10 protein-coding genes and 4 pseudogenes are annotated in these 22,480 nt (G+C 41.5%); 1 reads left to right on the top strand and 13 read right to left on the bottom strand.

Translation table 11 applies throughout. The features are described from left to right. Positions 1-63 precede the first annotated feature (63 nt). The 3 genes from BTR_RS01970 to BTR_RS01960 are packed head-to-tail and all read right to left on the bottom strand — an operon-like array spanning position 64 to position 10,371. Positions 64-471 carry a hypothetical protein gene (locus BTR_RS01970; RefSeq protein ID WP_012230931.1) on the bottom strand — a complete coding sequence of 136 codons (408 nt, stop codon included), beginning with the start codon at positions 469-471 and terminating at the stop codon, positions 64-66. Further along, complete coding sequence (locus BTR_RS01965) at positions 468-8,558, bottom strand: hemagglutinin repeat-containing protein (RefSeq protein WP_012230929.1); 8,091 nt, start codon at positions 8,556-8,558, stop codon at positions 468-470. Before BTR_RS01965 ends, BTR_RS01970 begins: the two co-directional genes overlap by 4 nt. A 25-nt stretch (positions 8,559-8,583) precedes the next feature. Further along, entirely contained in the window at positions 8,584-10,371 is a 1,788-nt protein-coding gene (locus BTR_RS01960) for a ShlB/FhaC/HecB family hemolysin secretion/activation protein (RefSeq protein WP_012230927.1), read from the bottom strand. Between the two features lie 775 nt (positions 10,372-11,146). On the opposite strand from BTR_RS01960, the pseudogene BTR_RS01955 reads away from it, so the two are divergent. After that, a pseudogene (locus BTR_RS01955) lies at positions 11,147-12,155 on the top strand (restriction endonuclease); the annotation flags it as partial. Here the strand turns inward: BTR_RS01955 and BTR_RS13820 are convergent. The 10 genes and pseudogenes from BTR_RS13820 to BTR_RS13815 form a co-directional block, all read right to left on the bottom strand. Next, positions 12,152-12,835, bottom strand: a pseudogene (locus tag BTR_RS13820) (DUF637 domain-containing protein); the annotation flags it as partial. The pseudogenes BTR_RS01955 and BTR_RS13820 sit on opposite strands and share 4 nt — an antisense overlap. A 234-nt stretch (positions 12,836-13,069) precedes the next feature. Then, positions 13,070-15,634, bottom strand: a complete 2,565-nt coding sequence (locus tag BTR_RS01945; protein ID WP_012230921.1) for a DUF6990 domain-containing protein — start codon at positions 15,632-15,634, stop codon at positions 13,070-13,072. 96 nt (positions 15,635-15,730) lie between these two features. Continuing rightward, entirely contained in the window at positions 15,731-16,321 is a 591-nt protein-coding gene (locus tag BTR_RS01940) for an SMI1/KNR4 family protein (protein ID WP_012230919.1), read from the bottom strand. 52 nt (positions 16,322-16,373) lie between these two features. Beyond that, positions 16,374-16,955, bottom strand: coding sequence for an SMI1/KNR4 family protein (locus BTR_RS01935; protein ID WP_012230917.1), 582 nt, complete (start codon positions 16,953-16,955; stop codon positions 16,374-16,376). A gap of 64 nt (positions 16,956-17,019) precedes the next feature. Next, positions 17,020-18,528, bottom strand: a pseudogene (locus BTR_RS13340) (HNH/ENDO VII family nuclease); the annotation flags it as partial. A 106-nt stretch (positions 18,529-18,634) separates the two neighbouring features. Continuing rightward, positions 18,635-19,216: an SMI1/KNR4 family protein gene (locus tag BTR_RS01925; protein WP_012230913.1), complete on the bottom strand. Its 582-nt coding sequence runs from the start codon at positions 19,214-19,216 to the stop codon at positions 18,635-18,637. 52 nt (positions 19,217-19,268) lie between these two features. Continuing rightward, positions 19,269-19,847 (bottom strand): SMI1/KNR4 family protein, encoded by a 579-nt coding sequence (locus tag BTR_RS01920; RefSeq protein ID WP_012230911.1) that lies wholly within the window; start codon positions 19,845-19,847, stop codon positions 19,269-19,271. Then, a complete protein-coding gene (locus BTR_RS01915) occupies positions 19,844-20,329 on the bottom strand; it encodes an SMI1/KNR4 family protein (RefSeq protein WP_012230909.1) in 486 nt (161 codons plus the stop codon). Before BTR_RS01915 ends, BTR_RS01920 begins: the two co-directional genes overlap by 4 nt. Positions 20,330-20,434: 105 nt before the next feature. Next, a complete protein-coding gene (locus tag BTR_RS01910; protein WP_012230907.1) occupies positions 20,435-20,899 on the bottom strand; it encodes an SMI1/KNR4 family protein in 465 nt (154 codons plus the stop codon). A 34-nt stretch (positions 20,900-20,933) separates the two neighbouring features. Further along, positions 20,934-22,450, bottom strand: a pseudogene (locus tag BTR_RS13815) (HNH/ENDO VII family nuclease); the annotation flags it as partial. Between the last annotated feature and the right edge of the window lie 30 nt (positions 22,451-22,480).

Genomic DNA, 22,480 nt, shown 5'->3' with positions numbered 1-22,480 from the left:
CCCGTTTGTCCAGCACCAAAGCCAACATTCTCATTAAAACGCTTTGCGAATGGTTTTGCGTTTTTAAGGTTGGCATTCAGGTTGTTCTGGATGTTTTTTACAAAACGGGCTGTTTAAGCGCTTTTCGACACTCCGTTTTGGGATGACAGCACCAGGTTGGCAAATGGGAAGGTTTTCTTCTTTAAAATTCTCACACCAAGTTCCTATCTCTCTTTCAAGTTTATCATGGAATCCTGCTTGGATCATGCAAGCATAAATTGTTGCACTATCATTGTAACTCAAACGCCTATTTTCTCTATCAAGATATTCAGGGCTTGGCATGCCACATTCTAACAAGGCTTTTCCTACTTCTGTAAAATCTGCTCCTGGCTTTTCCCACCCATATACATTACCTAAAGGAGGCTTGTCGATGTTACATCCCGAGGTATTTAATAGAACTATACCACTCAATAATTTAAAAATTTGTCTCATTTTTTTCTCCTTGAAGGGATGTATATACGATTAGAGTCTTCGTAAGCTTGCCGACACCTTTCATCCGCATGACCATAACAAGCATGGACAGTAGGATAAGTTTTAAATATTCTCCACGCCTCGTTCCAGGGACCACTGCCAGCAGAGATCTTATCAAAAGTAGCTGGATTTCCACCAAACTTTATACCAACAAAGTCATATGCGTGGTTTTCTAAACCGACAGAGGTTTGCTTGCCATCACTTAAATAATCGAGTGTATTAGCCATCGATTGAGCGTTGTAAGCTGGACCAAAAAGATTGATACTCGTGTTGCCTGCTATACCGTGAATACCACGCTTTTCAAAATCATGCATCCCGTTACCTACCGTCATACTACCACGGCTGTGCCCATCAATATGTAATCCGTCATTGCCATAAAGATACATTGTATTCTGGAACTTCTTGGTCGAATTGGTCAATCCAAAGAAAAATGTACCTTCAAAAAACTTCTGAAAAACCGCTATACCTGCCTCTACTAGCATATCTTTAGCTTGCGGAAAATATGTAAAATAAAGATGATCATGATCGTTGTCAGCAAATTGGACGGCATAACGCGCGGCATCATCTGGTGAATTAAAAATGCCATTGTAAAACATATGAACCTCGCCATCAGAGCCTTTTTGTAAATGCTCCTCTTCCTCTGGTTTTAAATAGCGATATAGAGGTATGTTTCTTCCATAGCTATCTTTTATATAGTTTCCATTTTTATCTGTTGCATAGAGGACATTGCCATTTTCATCATGCGCAACTTCTCCTTCAGGATGTTTTGTGGCATAAGCGATTTTGTAAATTTTATCCCAATAACCAAATCCCTCATCGGATAAATCATTGATCATGTCTAAGCGATTATGCACTGCTCCTTCAAGCGGTGTGGCATCTATTGGTGCGACAGCCTGATGGGCTGTTGCAGTATTGCGGTTGAGAGAGCCAATGATTTGTCCAGCATCTTGCCCCATCGCCCTCTGGTTGCTTTCACCGGTTAGGATGATGGTGCCATCGCTGATAGCAGATTTGGTGTATCCTTCCTCTGAATCTTTGGCTTTACCATGATTTAAAACATTCTTGGTAATGTTTTTTATCGTGTCATTTCCAGAAAGGCTAAAACCATGGCTGCTGGCTGTCGCATGCGCACTGTTGGCAATATCACTGGTGCTAATGCTTCCTGTGGTCAGGCTGTTTTTATCTGCCGGCGCGGTGCTTTCAATAATACCTCCGGTCAGCGTTGTTTTGTCTTTAACAATGATATTAAAGCCGCCATCACCCGCTTTGATGCCTGATTGCTCCACAACACTGTGATAATCACTAGAGGATTTATCCTTTTGGAAAGAGGCGCTCATGGAGCCCCCACCACCCGTTTGTCCAGCACCAAACCCAACAGAAACAGAGTTTTGCTTACTGGAAGTTTGTCCCGTATCACTACGGCTGGTAATGGCAAAATCACCCCCTACTTCCATTTCTACACGCTCTCCAGAAACCACGGCGCCTGCCAATGTGGTGTTTGCCCCACTCGTGGTATGAACAGTGCCGGTGCCTATAATATGGCTGTTTTTGTGTTGAACTTCCTCACTGGAACCTTCCCCTTGACTAAAAGAAGCACTACCCGTTGCCCCTGCGCCACCCGTGCCATAACCGGTGCCAACACTCATTGAAGCACTTTCACTGCTGTTTTGTGTGCTTTGCGTGTTTTGTGCACTTTCAAAGATGATATCTTTACCTGCTTCCATGGTGATATTTCCGCTCTGTGCATCATTTTCCAGCACATAGATTGGATTGGTACCAGCGATAATATCAGCGCCAATACCATGGATGCTGCCTTTGTTGGCATGCATGTTGATAGAACGCCCACCTTCTATTGTTGTGGTCACCGCGGTGGAGTCTTGAGAAGAGGCTTCTGCTTTCTGGCTCTTAAAGCCCACGCTCACACTGCCAGAAGCACCAGACATATTAGCAAGAACATCTTTGGTGGAACCTCCCATACTTCCTAATCCACTACTCAGCCCTTTGGTTATATTTCCCCTTTCCCCTGTATTACCACTCAACCAATCAACAAACTCCCTGCCTTTGGTAAAGAGGTGATTGATTTTCATGCCGGTCAGGAGGCCATTCATAACTGTGTTATTTCCATCCTTATTATTCATGCGGTCTGCTGAATCTTTTAAGCCTTGTACCGTACCAAGGACACCAATATCGACAGACGTAGTCACACCCGCAAAGAACTTTTCATGCTTTTCTTGCGCATTAGAGGTATCATAGCTTTCCGATAGTGTGATATTATTACCAGCATCAATGTTGACATCACGATTTGCAGAAACATTTGCCGCTTGAAAATTCACATCATTGCCAGCATTAAAATTCGCATCATTGCCCACATGGAAATTGGACGGCGTATTCGTCTTTTCCCATTGATCGCCCGTATCTTTATTGCTCTCAACCCCAACACCCACAGAAGCACCACTTTTGCTCTTTTCAAACTGAAAACCAAAACCTGTACGTTCTTCCTTTGAGCTTGTGCTATAACTATTGTGACCAGGCAAAACATTCACATTATGGACTGCCGAAACATTAATATTTTCCTCTGCGGTAAAGTCAGAACCTACCACGTTCACATCTTCTTTTTCGGCGGTGATAGTGATATTTTTACCATTGAGCGAAGAGCCTTGATGTTCAAAACTTTCTTCATTTTGCACCTTTCCCTCACTCCCGTAGATTGAGACAAAGCCCTTGCCTGATCCCACACCAAAACCCGTTTCATGAGTTTCTGAATGGCTGCTATGGTGATCTGTCATGCCATCAATCGTCACGCTTTGTCCTGCCATATGGATATCTTCATTGGCAATCATATGAGAAGCCGTGATTGTGGTCTCTTTGTCTGATTGCGTAATAATGTTGCCCGTCGCCCCAAGAATGGAGGAAACCGTTGTTGTATGGGATTGAGATGTATCGGAAGATTTGCTACTCAAAAATCCACTTTCTGACGATTGTGCTTGCTGATCATACTTCTCTTGCGCCCCTTTGATGAGAATATTGCCACCAGAGTGAATGGTAATATCGGCTTTTGCTTGGTCTTCTGGCGTTTTTGCTCCTGAAGTCTCCCCTATCTTGCCGGCTGTGAGTATCGAGGCAACAACTTTCGTGTTGTTTCCTGAATCAATGGCAACGCCTTTGCCCCCCGATATGAGTGAACCGGAAACTTGGGTCGCATCAGTCTTGTTATGCTGGGATTTGCTGCTACTAAATGCTCCCCCCTCTTTATGATACGACATCTCATACTGTAAACTATTTTCCGCATTGTTGATGAGAATATCGTGGCTGGCTTTCAACCCCACCTTGCCATCAGCCGTAACAGAACTGCCCGTGATGGTGAGATCATGTGGTTTGCCATCTTGCCCTGCAATAGCGGTGATATCACCCCCAGTATTGATCGAAGAGCCAACGGCTCGCGAGGCTTGCATATCCACTTTAAGGTTTTTATTTTGAAGATGATACTCCATCTCATCGGATTTGGTATCTATTGTGATATCCCCTTGGGCGCCAAGAGCAACATTGCCCTTCACATCCATATCAGAAGCAGAAAAATGGATATCTTTTCCAGAGAGAACAGTGGTATCTTTTCCAGAACTTAAATGAGAGCCATTGTGCACAGCAACATGGGAGGTTTGATCCCCCCGTTGGCTATTGGCACTGTTGCGCGTGGCATCAATCGAAACGTTTTCTTTTGCCTGTAAGAAAAGATTATCCTGCGCTTGAACTTCAGAGCCTAAAATATTCAGATCTTTTCCAGAGACAAGTGTCGTCGAGCCGCCAGAATTAACTTCTGATTGTTGATGCATGGTGGCATCACTATGCTCGCTGTGGTGATGGGTTTCTGCTGCGCCTATCGTTAAGTTACCTTCTTCTGTAACCATAGCAAGATCATCCCCTGTGGTGACCTTCACCCCTGAGGCTGTGATATCTTGTTTAGCAATCACCGTTGCATTACCCCCAGCAGAAAGCGCCTCGGTGTTTAATACGGTCTCCACGCCGTCAACCGTTGTGCGCCCTGCATCTAAACGAATATTCTTCTCCGCAAGGAGAACAGCATCACCACCAGCTGCAAAATGCCCCCCTTGACTGAGGATATCCCCGCCATGCACATGCAATTGGTGGTTTGCCGCAATCCGCCCTGAATTGATAATCGTTGAAGTGCTTGTATTTTGGCTGGTGATATTGACATCATTGCCCATGATCAAAGCCCCAGCAGAAACAAAGGAGGATCTGTCTTTTTCGGGGATGTAAAGCACCGGTGCATAAACATCCATGCCCTTGACCTGTTGGCGTACATAAATCACCATCGGGGCTTCTAGGGATGCCAATTGTTCTTCACTCAAAGCCTCACCAAAAGGGAGATTGTGTGCTTTTGCATAGTCTGCCCCGACATCCAGCAGACTTTTGACTTGTTCAATGGCATCACTTCCAGGAATAAAGGAACCTTTACCCAAACCTTGACCCACAAGATCACGCATTTGTTTTTCAATCAGTTCCTTTTCAAAATAAGCATCGCCTAAGAAAAAAATCTCTCTGTCAGGATTATAACCAATTCTGTTCAAATAATAGGCTGAGCCATAAAACTTGCCGACATCAAGAAATTCTGCCCGCGTTTCATAAATGAAATTTTGATTGGGCAGCGTGCCCCCAACACCCCCCGATTGGGGTTTTGGTAAAGGAAGCCCTTCAGCAAGTTCCCCCGCATTATTGAGATCGACTTTTGGTGTAAAGAGAGCGCCAGCCCCGGTTAAACCACTTAAGGACTCCAGTGGATTGCCTTCAACTGCTTGTGCTTTAAAATGTGCATCCCCTGTAATCGAACCTTCCGCTGCCGTGTTATTGAGTTGATCGACCACCAGATTTAAAGTGCCGCCCGCTTGGACAAGACCAGGAACGCTCTCCAAAGCTTCTGAACCAATCTGGCGATCCTTGCCATTGGCTATATCTAAAGAAACATCGCGGCTTCCATCAGCTTTATAACCATAACAACTGTCTGTATTAGCCTGACAACCAAGATAAGTGTTTTTATAAGCCGTTGCCCCTAAATTGGTCAGCACATTGGCGTGGATATCGGCATTTCCCCCTGCTCTCATAGAGCTATAATGGTTGTCAATGGTATCAGCGTTAATGATGAGATTGCCACTAGATTGTATTACCCCCTGAACCGTTGGTTTATGCGAAAACCCTTGCGTGACAGTCTTTTCTGTCATATGTGACCAATTTTCGTTTATTGACCCTAACCATCCTCCCTTCTGCCGAGAACCATTCCAAGAATACTGTTCTATGCCTTTTCTGTTATCATTATATTCCCAAGTAAAAGCCTTATAGACTGTTCCATCGCTTGAAATTGCGGTGCCATAGATTTCTTCTTTGCTCGCCCAAACCTGCTGTTCAAATATAAAATTCTTCTTGTCTTTAAGTGCCGGCCACTTAGAAAGCTTTCCTTTACCCCAGCTATTCGATCTCGTATCATGATATAAATCCCTACCATCGAGAAAATTATATTTGTCTGGTTTTTCGAAAGAAATATCGCTATATTCCTTTTTTTCCGTGATAACCGGCGTACTATCGGCTTCATTTTGCAAGGTTTTGGTTTGGATCAATAAGTTTCCTCCACCTTGAATCAAGCCTGCTTTATTGACAAGGGAAAGGCTTTTTCCTGTGCCTGCCGCATTGGTGAAAGATAAATCACCCTCTGCCATAACGGCACCAGCATCATTCAACAAAGCTCCATCAACTTGTAAAGCACCATTGCCCTTCACATAGATTAAACCCGTTTTGCTGTTGGTCACATCCCCCGTCACGCTAAAGACTAAATTCTGCCCCGCTGCCAATTGACCACTATTGTGCAACTCCCCTGTTTTGATCACGAAATCTCGTGCCGCTAAAACAGAAGTTACCTGATCCACCATAACACTTGGAGCAACAAAGAGAATATCTCCAGTCCCACCCTGATCTGTCACGGCGTGTAGCCGCGCATGGTGAATCTCAAGGGCATTGGTGCTTTGAAAGTCTAAACCGCCATAAGCCAATTCGCTCTCTGAGACATCAATATGATCTGCAATTAAATACAGCGTTTGCGGCGTGTAAATATGAGAACGATTATTGCTTAAATCGAGAGTGTTTGCTGTCAATCTCATATCCCCCTCAGCAGACAACACATTCTCAACACTGATCTCTCCTGATACCGATGTCAATGTTGCGTTGCCATAGCCAATGACCTGATCATAATAGATGTCGTTGCCTGCAAAAATTTCAACATTGCCACCACTGGCAATCTGACCAACCTTCGCCCCTTCTTTTGCTGTAATCAAAAGAAAGCCCTTTTCATCTAAAACAAGATCCCCTGAACCGCCCGTAGAAACGACACCTGTCATCAGTGTCCCTGCATCAAGGCTGCCAACCTTTAAAACAGCTTCTTCACCCGTCATCAGTGAAGAAAAGTCAACCGCCCCACCCTCAATATTTGCCTTGCCATAGGCTAAAAGTTGCCCAAAATGAACGGGAGCATTTGTTGCTGGTTGTGCTTGAATGGCAACATTTTGATGCGACAGAATTGTTTGAGAAACAGATAGCCCGTTATGAGAAACCAGGGTGATATCTCCTGCTCCATAAACACTTTCAGCAACAATCGCACCTTGACTGCTCTGGAGATCAACATCCCCTTGGGTGCCAAGAACAACAACACCAGCAGCACCCGTTGCCGCCATATCAACCCCACCTGCTAAAAAATGAGCTTGTATATCACCACCGGCATGCGCCTTGAGGTTCCCTTGCGCTAAAACAATCCCCTCAAGCTTCAAGTCTCTGCCCGATTCAAGAGCCATATCAGCACCTGACCCTAGCCCTGAAACTTGAAGTGTCTGGCGCGAAGAAAGCTCCATATTGCCCCCAGAGGTTGCCTTACCGGCAATCGATAAAAGCCCATCCTGCGCCTCTATCTTCAAATGACCATCAGCACCAACCGTTTCTAACGTCACATCCTTATGTGCGGCAATATCAATATGCTTTTTCGAGGTGATGTGCTTTGCCAATACGCTCTGGCTTTTCGATTTGAGGACAACACCCCCATGACCAAAAACATTCTTCAACGAGATTTTCCCGTCAGCAGAAAGATGCAACTGCCCCGCATTGGCGGCCATATCATGGCGCATGCGAACCCCAACACCTTTTTCTGTTGCCACAAGTTTAATCTGATCCGCCTGTAGAGCCCCCAAAGCAGAACCATCTATCGCATATTCCGGTTTACCTGTAATATCGGTCAGTTCTTTCATTTCCCGTGAAGCATAATCAAAGTGACCTGTCCCTGCTGTCACACCAATTTCTCTGCCCGCAACAGCTCCTTCAAAATGCACTGTGCGTGAGACAATATCGACAATATCAACCGCTCCTTTTCCTGAGAAAAAATTCGCGCCCTTTGTCCCCAAAGTGATATCCCCGCCTCGCACCTCAAAGCCTTTCAAAAAACCGCTCGCATCAATTTCGGGTACACCTGTGGTTAAGGTCGCATGGGGCGTATTGATAAAGCCACAACCATCACAGCTTATCCCATTGGGATTGGCTATAATCACATCGGCTGGGCTTCCAAAAACCTCTCCTGGGCCATGAAGCGCACTGCGCTTGCTGCTGGTCACTTCATTTAAAATCACTTTCGCTGAACCCGTGAAACGCAAATGCGGATTGCCCGGCATAATGCCCCCCAACTGCGATTGCCCCACTTCTTGCGCATGATTGTTCCAAATCACACCCGGATTTCCAATATTAAAATCGTAATATTTATTGTGTGATAAGCCCTTGCCATTGGGGGTAACAATATCAATCGAGGGAACCCCATTGGGCGCTGCCACTATATCTGGACGATGGGCGGCATTCGCGTTAGGATCAACTGCAATTTGCGCCTGTAACGCTGAAGGGGCTAACAAACAAGAAAAACCAAGTCCCCCAAATAAAACCTTTTTGAGCATCGTACTGGAGACTAAAACACCTAATAAAGCTGCTCTTTCTGCTCTCTTCTCATATCTCATACGTTAACTCCCCAATAAAAAATGCTTAAAGTTCCATTGTTAATGTCATAAAAAATGTTCCTGATTTTTTGTGCTTAACTGTGCTCCAAAAAATACTGGAATAACTGGCATCAAGAGAGACCATGCCTCCCGCAAGCTTGACACCAGCTGTCCAACCGGCAAGCTGGTCACTCTTAATCCCATACAAAACTTGCGAAAACACACGCCCATAATCCAAACCAACATAAGGGCGAAGTTCTCCAAAAACCTTTTTGAAGGTCGCGTGATTGCTCCACGGAATGGTGCGTAGCAACAAATCATTCCGGCTAAAAAAACCGTTATTGCCAAAAAGCAAACTCTCACGCGTGCCACGAACATTGGAAGCGCCCCCCAACGAAATCTGTTCAGCCCCCAATAAATTATGCGGTGAATATTGACCACTCAAAAGATTGCTCAGTATAAAGTCCAAGCCCCCTACCTTAAAAGGCGTCATGACGCTAAGCGTACCAGTAAATTTGGCAAATTGTGGCTCCGCATCCCCTGCTCCTGGCGCATGTTTCTTTACTGAATGAAACAAAGGAAGCCCTTGCAAATAACTCACATCAAAGGTCCAAGTTCCACCCAACATCTGGCGCGAATGCGAAATGCCAAAATTGGCGACGCTATATTGACGGCTGCCCACTTCAATCTTATTGCCAAGAAGGTAATTGTTGGTTCTTTTATAAGAAAGACCCAAATTCAAAGTTGTAAGGGAAACACTATCACGGTAAAGAACCCTGCTTGTACTGGCGTGCAACTCACTGGAATCCCCCGTCGTCTCAATATCGGTAAAATTGCCAGGGATTATGCTTTGGTAATTATAAACAGTGCCATTCAATCCAAAGGTCCAATAACCATATGGAATACTCACACTCGCTGAAATGTTATTGCTATGTCCTTCTTGCTTGCTCCCACCCCAATAATCGGGCTCACTGCGTTGATAGTTAAAACCCCACGCATCATTCATCCCTAAAATATTTTCTACCCTTAAGCCCGCACTATAACGCGCATAACCCGTGGAAGATTGTCCCATATTGTCATGAGAAACAGTAACCTTGAAAGTTTTATCGGGATGATTGTTAATATTGACAATGGTGCTCCCTTCTTCACGCCCTGGAAGAAGTTCGCTTTGAGCGTGCCCTGAAAAAAGCCTGTTGATTTGATCAAGCCCCTGTTCAATATCGCGCATATTCAGAATGTGCCCTTCCAAACCCGGAAAAGCACTCCAAACAACATAATTATGAGAAGAAGCTGGTAAGCCATTGTAATAAATATCCGAAAGCTTGCCCTCAACCACAACAAATTTGAGCGTCTTGCTGTTTTTGATATCTTGATCAGGAATGTAAAAACGCGCCGTTACATAGCCTTGATCCAAATAAACTTTGGTTAACTTCTTGATTAAGAGCTGGATATCGACAAGACCGATACATCTTCCAACATAGGGATTTGTTACAGCGGCTATAGAGCTCTTCTTGATATGATAAACCCCATCAACAACTATATCATGAATTGGGAAGCAGTACACACTCCCCAAAAGTGCTCCTTGTTTTCCCTCAGAAGTCCTTGTCATACCTTTAGGCGTTAAGGCCCGTAAATTCTCAATTCTTTCTAATTGCTGCTTTTCTGAATATCTGCGAGAAAAATTATCGGTTGGGGAATGAAAAATAGCTGAGGAGCGCGCATAAACATTTACGCCACGCAACAGGACAAACAACACTAAGGCAAGAAAAAACCTTAAAAAACTCTTCCTACGCAAAAAGATGAATAACAATACAGATTGCCCCGCTTTTACCATTCATGAAGCGTTATATCGCTTCATCAACCCTTGTTGATAATAGAAATTAAAACAGCCACCACCCTATAACGCTTTTAATAAAAGCACATATCTCTGTCACCAAAGACCAAGTGATAAAATGCCTTGATTATAACTGTGTGAAGACCTGTTCCCCCCCATACTTATACTGCTAAACCTTTAACCAAAATTATTTGGAAAGTCAATATGTAAGCCTCAATATCCCCATCAATAATAAAGAATGAATTTGTTAAACCATGTCCCCTTATTCATAGAGTAAACCTTCAAAGAACGCCTTATCTATGACTTTTGAAGATTTTGAGGATCTCTTTTACCTCCCTTTGTATATTTTTTCAATTAAAAATAAAAGTTATTATATTTCAATGCGTTAATTCTTTAAATAAACAGCCTATATTAAATACAACATATAAATACAACACATGATATATTTTTGAAGGTATTTTGAGGGTGTTAGAAACCTTCAAAACCTATCTATAAAATGCATCAAAATACTCATTCTGATATTTTAAAGCATATAGTGCATTTATCTTGATTAACCCGTGAAACGAATAGCAAATTTTACTACTTTGCTGATCTAACCATGCATCATAGGCTGTGGATAAACAACCTTTAAAAACCCCTTTTGAAAAAAATTATCCGTTTTTATGCATTTTTCTGCATTTTTTCTCAATTCGTTCAAAATGGATTTAATAAGCTTCATTTTGATTCTTTTGAAAAGAATTAACCCTCTCATACCAAAACGGAGCTCTGTTATAATATGCTGCAATCTCTTAAGTCTGATCATGAACATGTCACGCTACGCTCTCTGTTGGAATATTATCGTCAACAAGCTAAATCACCCCGTGAATTGGGAACGCTGTTTGAAAACCTTGTCATGGTTTATTTGAGTGAAGACCCGTTGCAAAAGCAAGAATACGAAAAGGTTCAAACTTATTTGGAATGGGCTAAGGAACATGATGAAGATGGGCGTGATATTGGGATTGATTTGGTGGCTACAATCCGTGATCAAGGAGGATATGCGGCTATTCAATGTAAATGCTATGATGCTTCTCACATCATTAAAAAAGAAGATATTGATAGCTTTATCGCTGCCTCAGGGAAAAAGATTTTTACGCGTCGTATTCTCGTTGATAGCACCGAAAGCAATTGGAGTGATAATGCTAACAACACTTGTGATGGTCAAGAAGTTCGTATTCAACAGATTAATCTGTTTGATTTAGAAAACAGTCAAATTGATTGGGGCGCTTATAAAGAACAAGGACAAGCCGTCCTTAAAGAGAAATCAAAGAAAAAGCTTTTAGATCATCAGATAGAAGCGCTTGAAAGAGTTTGTGAAGGTTTACAAGAAGCAGACCGTGGCAAGCTTATTATGGCATGTGGTACGGGTAAAACATTCACCAGTCTTAAGATAGCAGAAACCATAGCAGGTCAAGGCAAGCGTGTTTTGTTTTTAGTACCCTCTCTTGCTCTTATCTCTCAAACAATCCATGAATGGACAGCCGATGCACAAATCCCGTTACGTTCTTTTGCTGTGTGTTCGGATACGAAAGTAGGCAAGCGTCGTAAAAACCAAGATGATATTGTTGGTATGGAAACATCAGATCTTGTTCTCCCTGCTACCACGGATGCACAAGCCCTTGCCAAAGAAGCTTGCGAAAACCTAGCAGATGCAATGACGGTGGTGTTTTCAACTTACCATTCAATCCAAGTGATTTCGGATGCGCAAAAAAAAGTATGATTTACCCGAATTTGATCTGATCATCTGTAGAGCCGTTTGTACACCTGTACCAATAGCGGCTTTGATCAAGTTCTTTTCCGCCTCACGGGTGATACGATCAACCAAAGGTGCCGTTTTGGGTAGGGATTGCCCAACACCAGCCATTTCGGTTAGTTGGCTGGTTAAGCCTGCTGTTAACATCGCAGAGACAATACCCAGAATATTCTTCGATGAGCCAAGCTCATGGAGTGCACCGGCAATGTTGCCGCGATTATTCGCAAGAGCCACAGCATTTTTGTTAATCAATGCTTGGACACCTGCCTGTATTGCTGCATTCATGGCTGTGCTAGAGCCAAGCCCCAAAGCACCAGTAATGGCATTCGCCGCTGTGGACGCTGCCCCACCCGTGACAGCAGTGACAGCCAATGCGACTAAAGCAGCACCAGCTTCTGTCAGACCTTGGGCTTTATAATCCCAGTCTTTAAATTCAGCTTTAACAGCCTGCCAATCAACTTGCTTGGCTAATTCTGGATCATCACGCAATTGCTTGATCCATGAAAGTCCTGGAGAGCGTGCCAATTGTTCAAGGGATTTGTCAAAATCACCCGTTGTCTCATATTCAACAACAAAGCCATTGCCCGCATCAAGCTTCATGCCACCACCAGCTTCGATGGTCACATGCTCGATAGTCTCATTCAGATAGCCTTTATCCCTCTCACTCCACCACACAAGGTTTTCATGCCGCTGATACGTGTCCTTAAAATCTTGATCCTTGGTAGTCATAATCTTATCTGTTCTTTATCTGCCTATAAATGTCTCTCGTTACCACGTTGATTTCATACAACTAGCAATAGCAGCTTTGAACAACACTCTATCTTCTATACATTTTTAAGATTTTAAAGGACTATTTCTTGTCTTTTTTTCCCATAAACTGAATGATTTTTTCCTTCCAAGAGAGTGAGGTCATTCTTCACTAGAAAGCTCTGAGTGATTTTCAAAACCCTTTGCTACCCGTTCAATCAAGGCGTAGCTCACTTGCTTTGATTTTGCCACCTCTTTGGCTAAAGCTATTGCCCGTTCAAGATGAAGCTGTTGGATACTTTCGTCGAAGCCTAGATGATCTCCTGTTGCAAAACTTTGCTGATAAGAATGCAAGGTTTCAACATCACCCAACAAAGCAAGAGCGCCAAGATGAAGCAAAGCATCATCTGTATTATCTCTCTTATCCGTTACATCCTGTTGCCAAGGAGCTAGACCATAATCAGAGCGAAGTCTTTCAGAAAGATCAATAGCCGTTACTGACCATTCTAGCGCATCATCAAGCGCCTGTGTTAAACGATCCGCAGTGACTTCTGGTTCAAAGATTTCCAGTCCCTTGGCTTCAAAATTAAGCTGTATATCTGGGATATCTTCCGTGTGGGTAGGATCAATGAATTTGCAAGCTGAAGCCAAAATGCCTGTGCTAATCAAAAAGGCGCTATCAAATTGCGGACAATCTTTGGCAATTTTATCGTTGTAAAGAATATCTACTTCACGATCAGCCAATTGATAGCTTGCCATATGGTCATTCTCATTGATTTTCTCGGTTGACCAGCCTAAGCTTTTCAAAAGTGCATGAGCACTTTCCATGGTGAGACGATCATCAGTGTCATCCGCTTCATCCACTTCAACAGAAGTTGTTTTAGAAGCAACAGATGCTATTTGCGGATCCAAGCTCAAAATCGGTGCATTTTTCGGAAAACCTGCTCGACAACCCCGTGCAAGAGTAAGAGCGTTGTCAATCGTATATTTCGTGATACCTTCCACAAAGCCTAAAGAGTTTCCCTTTCTAAAATTCTCTTTATAAAATTTGAGCTTTTCAACATCCCCAATAAGAATAAGCGCAATAAAATGGCGTATTATAAGATCATATTCACTATTTGTTGGCAAAGCCGCATAATCATAGATGATTTGATTCACATTTTGTCGATCAGCCCATTCAAGAATATCCGCACAGATCTGTTTCAGCTTGCCTTCATCCAATTCAGTACTAGAAACTGCATAAACTTCTTCTGATTCTTTAAGAACGGTATATTGGGGAGTATTGATGAAAATAGATCGATAAGCTGTAGAAAAACCAAGTGTTGAAAGAGAAACCTTGAAGGTAACAAATGGTGTCTCTCCGTTTTTATCAAGGTCGTATACTATATTAATGATACGATCTTTCTTTATAAAATAAGCATTGCAATTGTAATTTTTATCACGATAAACTGTCCAGTCCATCCTTTTTAAGTCTTCAGAAACTGTATTAAGAAAAGACAAATCTTGCAAACTAAGACGATCATCTATGGCTTTTCTCTCATTAAGGATTTTCAGATATTCTTCAGCAAATTGAACGGCCTGGTTAATATATCTCTCTACTTCACTGTCATCCAAAATCTCAGAAATCGTACCGGCTTCTAAAAAATTTTGATAAGATTTCAGAACATCAATTTGACCTGTCAATGCTAAACAAGCCAAATGCCAGACTATATCTATATTGTAGCTATACTTTTGAACACGTGTTTTGCTTTCTATTGATGCTTGTAAATCTTGGGCACGTGCCCATTGTATTACTCGCTCAGAAATTTTGATAAGCTCTTGTTCATTAACCATTTCTACACAAACATCAATACAATTATCAATGCCACTATAAATGCCTCCTCCAATCGTCTGAAAAGGCTTATAAATAGTTCTAAACGATCTGGGTTTATCTTCTCTATCATAGTGAATATAATTGCAAGCCAGAGAAATCGCTTCTGTAGATGTATCTGCCTCAATATGGACATTGTGCTTATCCTTAAGATATCCTAAGCCAAAATTAAGCACAACAAAGCGGTCAGGCAAAGCCAACCACATTTTTCCAGGATCCATGGCGAACCATCCTTGAGTTTTGAAAATACGGCTTGCCGCAGTGATGCTTATCAGCTTTTTTCTAGGTTTTTTACGCGCCAAAACATCATCCAATTCCCCGTTTTTATAGGCTTGCGCAAAAAGAAGAACGCGATCATACCGCGTCGTTATTTGATAATCAGAAAATTCTGGTATATGTAATTGAGATGTAGATTTGTAATCTTTTAAAGCTTCTATATCACCAAGCAAAGCCTTTGCAACAAGAGAGTGATCAGCAGCTTCCTCACGCAATTTTTGTTCAATATCCTGTGCTTGCGCCCATGCAAGTACTCTGTTTAAAGCTTCCTTAATATGGCTTTCTGACAGATGTGAAGCTGTAATATCGAAGTCTTCTTTCGCATAAAACAGTGTATTTTCATATTTATCCTCTGATTCTACTCCCCTAGAATACTCTAAGGCATGGCAATAAGGAGCAGTGGTAAGATTAGCCGATAGTCGGAATTTTTCCCCATCCTCTCCATAATCTACAACATCATAACTAATGCCTACAATGCGATCAGGAAGATGATAATGCGCAAACATACTACCATCTTCAGCACGATAAGGTTCCCATCCAAGTCCTTTTAAAATTTCTGTTACGTCTTTGGTTTGCATCATCATTCCCCCCAGCATAATCCTTAATTCTTTTACATAAAAATTACTTGCGTAACACTGATGCTCTCCAAAAAAACTAGAATTTCCACACCTCCAATGTCATCTCCTCCATAGTTTTTTCCAAAAGCTCTTGTAAAAAGGTATAGGTTGCGGAGTGGGAGAGTTCTCAGTCTTTTCAATCGGTTGATCACCATCAAGTATCTCTTCTCCTGCATGTACTATAATTCTTTTGCAAAGGAATTCATAAAAATTACTCGCGTAATATTCGCAATCGCCCAATGCTAGCCTGACATAGAGTGGGCATTCACCATCCCGAAACTGTGTATAATCAAAGTAAAAGGTTTCATCAAAATCAGCCTCACAAACGATAAGCTGTTCTGATGTCGCAAAACCATGTTTTCTATTGAGTAAGTTTCGGTAAACAATATCACCAGCAGGAATACCTTCCCCACCATCTCCATAAATGCTAAAAATTTCTTCACCACCAATTTCTCCTCCTCCATATTTTTTTAAAAAAACTTTGTAAGAGGATGTGAATTGTAAGCCGAGAGTTTTCTCCGCCTTTTCAATCTGTAGATCATCCGTTTCGTTCTCTTCATCATCTTCACTACCAAAAGTGATAATATCATCATCATACTTATTCACTTTATCAATTAATACTGCAACATCAGCTAAGGTATAGGTTTTCATCGATGATCCTCAAAACTTGCGTGATAAACGCTCCATATTCCCTCTATCAACTTCACCTCTTCCATAGTTTTTTCCAAAAACTCTTGTAAAAAGGGATAGGTTGTGGACTGGGAGTGTTCTCAATCTTTTCAATCGGTTGATCAGCATCAAGTATCTCTTCTCCCGCGTGTACTATAATCCTTTTGCAAAGGAATTCATAAAAATTACTGGCGTAATATTCGCAATCTTCAGATGTATACTTGAGATAGAGTGGACATTCTCCATCCCGAAACTGTGTATAATCAAAATAAAAGGTTTCGCCAAAATCAGCATCACAAACGATAAGCTGTTCTGGTGTCGTAAAACCACGTTTTCTATCATTTAAGTTTTGAAAAACAATATCACCACCCGGAATATCTGCTCCACACTCCTTATAAAGACTATAGACTTCTTCACCACCAATTTCCCCTCCTACATATTTTTTTAAAAAAACTTTATAAGACGAGGTGAATTGTAAACCGAGAGCTTTCTCCGCCTTTTCAATCCGTAGATCATCTGTTTCATCATCTTCACTACCCAAATTAATAATCTCATCATCGTATTTATTCACTTTATCAATTAATACTTCAACATCATCTAAGGTATAAGTTTTCATTAATTATTCTCCATCAATTATTTTATAAGTCTCTGTTTGTTCTCTTTTCATCAATCTTAGAGCATTACTGCTGATGCTCCTGTTCCCATCTGTTAAAATCTAGACCTATGATACCCCATTTCATATTGATTATTCCTCCTAAACTATTGTTTTGTTGTTCTCTATATCCTTTAGCGCGTTCCTTCCAATATTCCTCTCTCTATTTTTTAAACTTTTCTCTCTCTATAAGCGATTGATGTTTTTGAGGATTATTATGAATCACAGAAGTATATTTTTGATGAAATTCCTTACTAGTTTCTGCTATGGGGCCCTCAGGCGTTTGCGAGAGATGATGCAACTCAACGGGCTTACCATCATATCCTATAGGTGCTCTTCCTGCTTCCATTCTCTCAACATTGGTGCCCCACACTTCTTTTTTGTTTTCTCTCCATTTAACAATTTGGTTAGGATCAAACAGGTCGTTTCTCTGATAGACTTTGTTTGTCTGACCAAATTTACTATCGGTAAATTTAATGGGTTTTTCTTTTAACCAATTCTTTTTTTCTTGAGCAGCAAGGTTGGTCAGTTCTTTCTTCACTGCAAGTTTGGCAGAATCTCCTTGAGCTGCAAGCTCTACAAGATTTTTCTTGGAAGCGAATTGAGTAAAATCTTTCCTAGCAATGAACTTGATCACAGCCTTGTTGCCAAGATTTATAACTCCCTTGGCTGCTCCAGCTCCTCCAGCAAAGTTTTCTAATACTCCGGCTGATAATCTTCCGCTTTCAAAACCAGCATTAAAAGCTCCGTCAACTCCCGCTTTTTCAAAATTCTCTTTTATGTGATCTATATGCCCTATAAAGGAATCCTGAACACCTCCCAAGAATTGATCAGCACCTTCCCAGACATCATCAATCACATGTCCACTCTCCGCCCAAGACATTGCAGTTCCAACATCGTTAAGAGTTGTCTTACCGCTCCCCCATGGATTGCTAGCAGCTATTATTATTTTTAACATTATGTTCTTCACAGCGCCATCAGCGAACTCGTATAGACTCATTGGTATATCGGCAATAAAACCAGACATAGTACCTACCGTAAGAAACACATCTTGTTGGTCATCAATCTCAAGCCATTTTTCGGCAACATCTTTTCGACACCATTTGTCAGAACACTCTTCTAACTCTTTCTTCATCTGGGCGCGTTGGGCGCTACTCAAAAAGTTATTTGCAGCGGCATTGCCTGCAGCATCAGCGCCGGCATCAACATTGCCACCAGCAAGGGCAGCGGCAAAGCCGCCGGCAGCACGCGCTACATCAATGGTGTGGCTTCTAAAGTCAGCAAACTGCGCATCAATCTTTGCAGTAATGCGGGCTTGCTCTTCTGCGGTTGGGGTGCGACCATTAAGATCCCCCATTTCCTCTTTCACAATGCTTTGCATCCACAGTTTAAACTGGAGCATAGCGGTGGCTTCACCTACAGCACCGCCAATCGCCCCAGCAGAGCAAGCACCGCTTGCAACAGCGCCTTTTAAACAGCCAAGACCGGCGTGAGCAACGATCTGTGTGACCGTGTCTATTTTGCCCTCTGCCTTGGCTTTGCATCATCATTCCCCCCAGCATAATCCTTAATTCTTTTACATAAAAATTACTTGCGTAACACTGATGCTCTCCAAAAAAACTAGAATTTCCACACCTCCAATGTCATCTCCTCCATAGTTTTTTCCAAAAGCTCTTGTAAAAAGGGATAGGTTGCGGAGTGGGAGTGTTCTCAATCTTTTCAATCGGTTGATCACCATCAGGTATCTCAGCTCCCACGCTTTCTTTAATTCTTTTGCAAAGGAATTCATAAAAATTACTGGCGTAATATTCGCAATCTTCAGATGGAAGCATGACATAAAGTGGGCATTCACCATCCCGAAACTGCGTATAATCAAAGTAAAAAGTCTCACCAAAATCTGTTCTACTTACGATAAGCTGTTCTGATGTCGCAAAACCCCTTTTTCTATTATTTAAGTTGCGGAAAACAATATCACCAGCAGCAATACCTATTCCACAATCCCTATAAACGCTACAGATTTCATAACCTCCAATTTCTCCTCCTTTATAATTTTTTAAAAAACTCTTATAAGAAGATGTAAATTGTAAACCGAGAGCTTTCTCCGCCTTTTCAATCAGTAGATCATCAACTGCATTTTCTGCAGTACCCAAATTGATAATCTCATCATCATATTTATTCACTTTATCAATTAATACTGCAACATCATCTAAGGTATAGGTTTTCATAGATGATCCTCAAAACTTGCGTGATAAACGCTCCATATTCCCTCTATCAACTTCACCTCTTCCATAGTTTTTTCCAAAAACTCTTGTAAAAAGGGATAGGTTGCGGAGTGGGAGTGTTCTCAATCTTTTCAATCGGTTGATCACCATCAGGTATCTCAGCTCCCACGCTTTCTTTAATTCTTTTGCAAAGGAATTCATAAAAATTGCTAGCGTAATATTCGCAATCTTCAGATGGAAACATAACATAGATTGGGCATTCTCCATCCCTAAACTGCGTATAATCAAAGTAAAAGGTTTCATCAAAATCAGTACTGCTAACGAAAAGCTGTTCTGCTGTCATAAAACCGCGTTTTCTAGCATTTAAGTTTTGGTAAACAATATCATTAACAGAAACACCTATAGGATGCTCATAAAGGCTAAAGATTTCATCACCACCAATATCCCCACCTTTATAATGTTTAAAAAAACTCTTGTAAGACGATGTGAATTGTAAACCAAGAGCTTTCTCCGCCTTTTCAATCACAAGATCATCAACTGCATTATCTTTAATACGAAAATGGATAATATCGTCATCATATTTATTCACTTTATCAATTAATACTGCAACATCATCTAAAGTATAAGTTTTCATGAATCTTCACCTGCGTGCTCTTTAATTCTTTTACAGAGAAATTCATAAAAATTACTCGCGTAATACTGGGGATCTCTAGGTGGGAATTTAAGATAGAGCGGACACTCTCCATCCTGAAACTGAGTATAATCAAAGTAAAAGGTTTCACCAAAATCTGTTCTGCTAACGACAAGCTGTTCTAGTGTCACAAAACCATATTTCCTATGATATAAATTTTTGTCTACAATATCACCAGCAGGATGCTCCTCAAAACTTGCGTTATAAATGCTAAATATTTCTTCGCTTCCAATTTCTCCTCCTCCATAATTTTTTAAAAAACTTTTGTAGGAAGATGTGAATTGTAAACCAAGAGTTCTCTCAGCCTTTTCAATCAATATATCATCAGGCGCATCCTCTGCAGTGCCAAAATTGATAATATCATCATCGTATTTATTCACTTTATCAATTAATACTGCAACATCATCTAAGGTATAGGTTTTCATCGATGATTCCTCTAAAAGTAATCAACAGGTCTTGCATTTTTAAAAACAAAAAAAGATGACGGCTTTAACAGTGTATTTCAAAAAGAAACCGCCCGACAAAAAGCGTCATTCCAAATTAGCTATAATCCTTTTACAGAGAAATTCATAAAAGTTACCTGCGTAATACTGGGGATCGCTAGGTGGAAATCTAAGATAGAGTGGACACTCCGCATCTTGAAATTTAGAGTAATCAAAGTAAAATGTCTCACCAAAATCGGTTCTACTCACAACAAGCTGCTGTGGTGTTGCTAAACCATTTTCTATATCCGTTATATGATAATAAACAATATCATCACTACGAGCAATTTCAAAGTTTGTATTATAAACACTTAATATTTCCTCACCACAGATCTCTGCTCTTCCATAGTTTTTTAAAAAACTTTTGTAGGAAGTTGTAAACTGCAAACCAAGAGTTTTTTCTGCTTTTTCAATCAGTACATCATTAACTGCTTCATCAACAGTACCAAAATTGATACGATCGCTATATTTATCAACTAATTGTGCAACATCATCTATAGTATAAGTTTTCATAATTTTTTCTCCATAAATTGTCATTTTTTAGCTTCTATATTTTCTTTTCATAATCTTTAGCACGTTCCTTCCAATATTTCTGTCTCCACAAAGCAAATGCATCCCTATCAATACCCGATCCCATTGTGTTAGGATTAATATGAATAGCAGAATGATGTTTATTATGAAATGCATTTGTAACTTCTGCTAAGGGACCATCATGTATTTGCAGCATATGATGCAATTCAACAGGTTTATTATCAAAGCCAATGAGGGCTCTTCCTGTTTTCATCCTCTCAATATTTGTACCTGTCACTTTTTTATTGTTGACTGTCCACTCAGAAATTCTATTAGGATCAAACACTTTTTCGCTTTTATAGACTTTATTTATCTGAGTAATTTTTTCTCCTTTGTTAGTTATTTCAAACCCAACCTCAATAGGTTTTGACCAGAATTTTCTCTCTTGTCCCAAATATTGAGTTGCAATAGCTTCATCGCTCATTTTTTCTAGTGATTGAGCAATTTCTTTCCCCACATGCGCAGTATTTACTTCAGAATTAGTTGCTCCCGTTATAGCCGCTTCTTCAGCTTTAGCAGCAAATTTGATGAGATCTTTTTCTACAAGCTTGCCCGCAAGCTTTACGCCTCCCTTGGCTGCTGAAACAGCACCGTCAGTAAGCACTGTAGAACCCACTATATAAGCCACATCTCCTAATGGTTTACCTAGCATTTCGCCAGATTCAAAACCAGCACTGAATGCTCCATCCCCCCTTTCTCCATTGTTTCATGTATGTGATCTATATGCCCTATAAAGGAATCTTTAACACCGCCCCAGAATTGAGTAGTACCTTCCCAACGTTGACCAGCAGCTTCCCAGACATCATCAATCATATGTCCACTCGTGGCCCAAGATGTTGCTGTTCCAATGCCTTGAAGAACATTTTGATAGATCTCACCGGGTAAACTGTTTCCTATTGCTACTCCTAATTCTTTAATGTCATGAGCTGTCTCAGATATTTCGTTTTCTATTGCCTTGACGACACCAAAAATCGTACCCTTCGCAAAACCTATCTCAAAAATTCTATCTTGCTCTTCACTAATCTCGAACCATTTTTCGGCAACATCTTTTCGACACCATTTGTCAGAACACTCTTCTAACTCTTTCTTCATCTGGGCGCGTTGGGCGCTACTCAAAAAGTTATTTGCAGCGGCATTACCAGCGGCATCAGCACCGGCATCAACATTGCCACCAGCAAGGGCGGCAGCAAAGCCGCCGGCAACACGCGCTACATCAATGGTGTGGTTTCTAAAGTCAGCAAACTGCGCATCAATCTTTGCAGTGATGCGGGCTTGCTCTTCTGCGGTTGGGGTGCGACCATTAAGATCCCCCATTTCCTCTTTCACAATGCTTTGCATCCACAGTTTAAACTGGAGCATAGCGGTGGCTTCACCTACAGCACCGCCAATCGCCCCAGCAGAGCAAGCACCACTTGCAACAGCGCCTTTTAAACAACCAAGACCGGCGTGAGCAACGATCTGTGTGACCGTGTCTATTTTGCCCTCTGCCTTGGCTTTGCATCATCATTCCCCCCAGCATAATCC

Source organism: Bartonella tribocorum CIP 105476, assembly GCF_000196435.1.
GTDB classification, from domain to species: Bacteria; Pseudomonadota; Alphaproteobacteria; order Rhizobiales; family Rhizobiaceae; genus Bartonella; species Bartonella tribocorum.
This window is presented reverse-complemented; position numbering and strand designations above follow the sequence as displayed.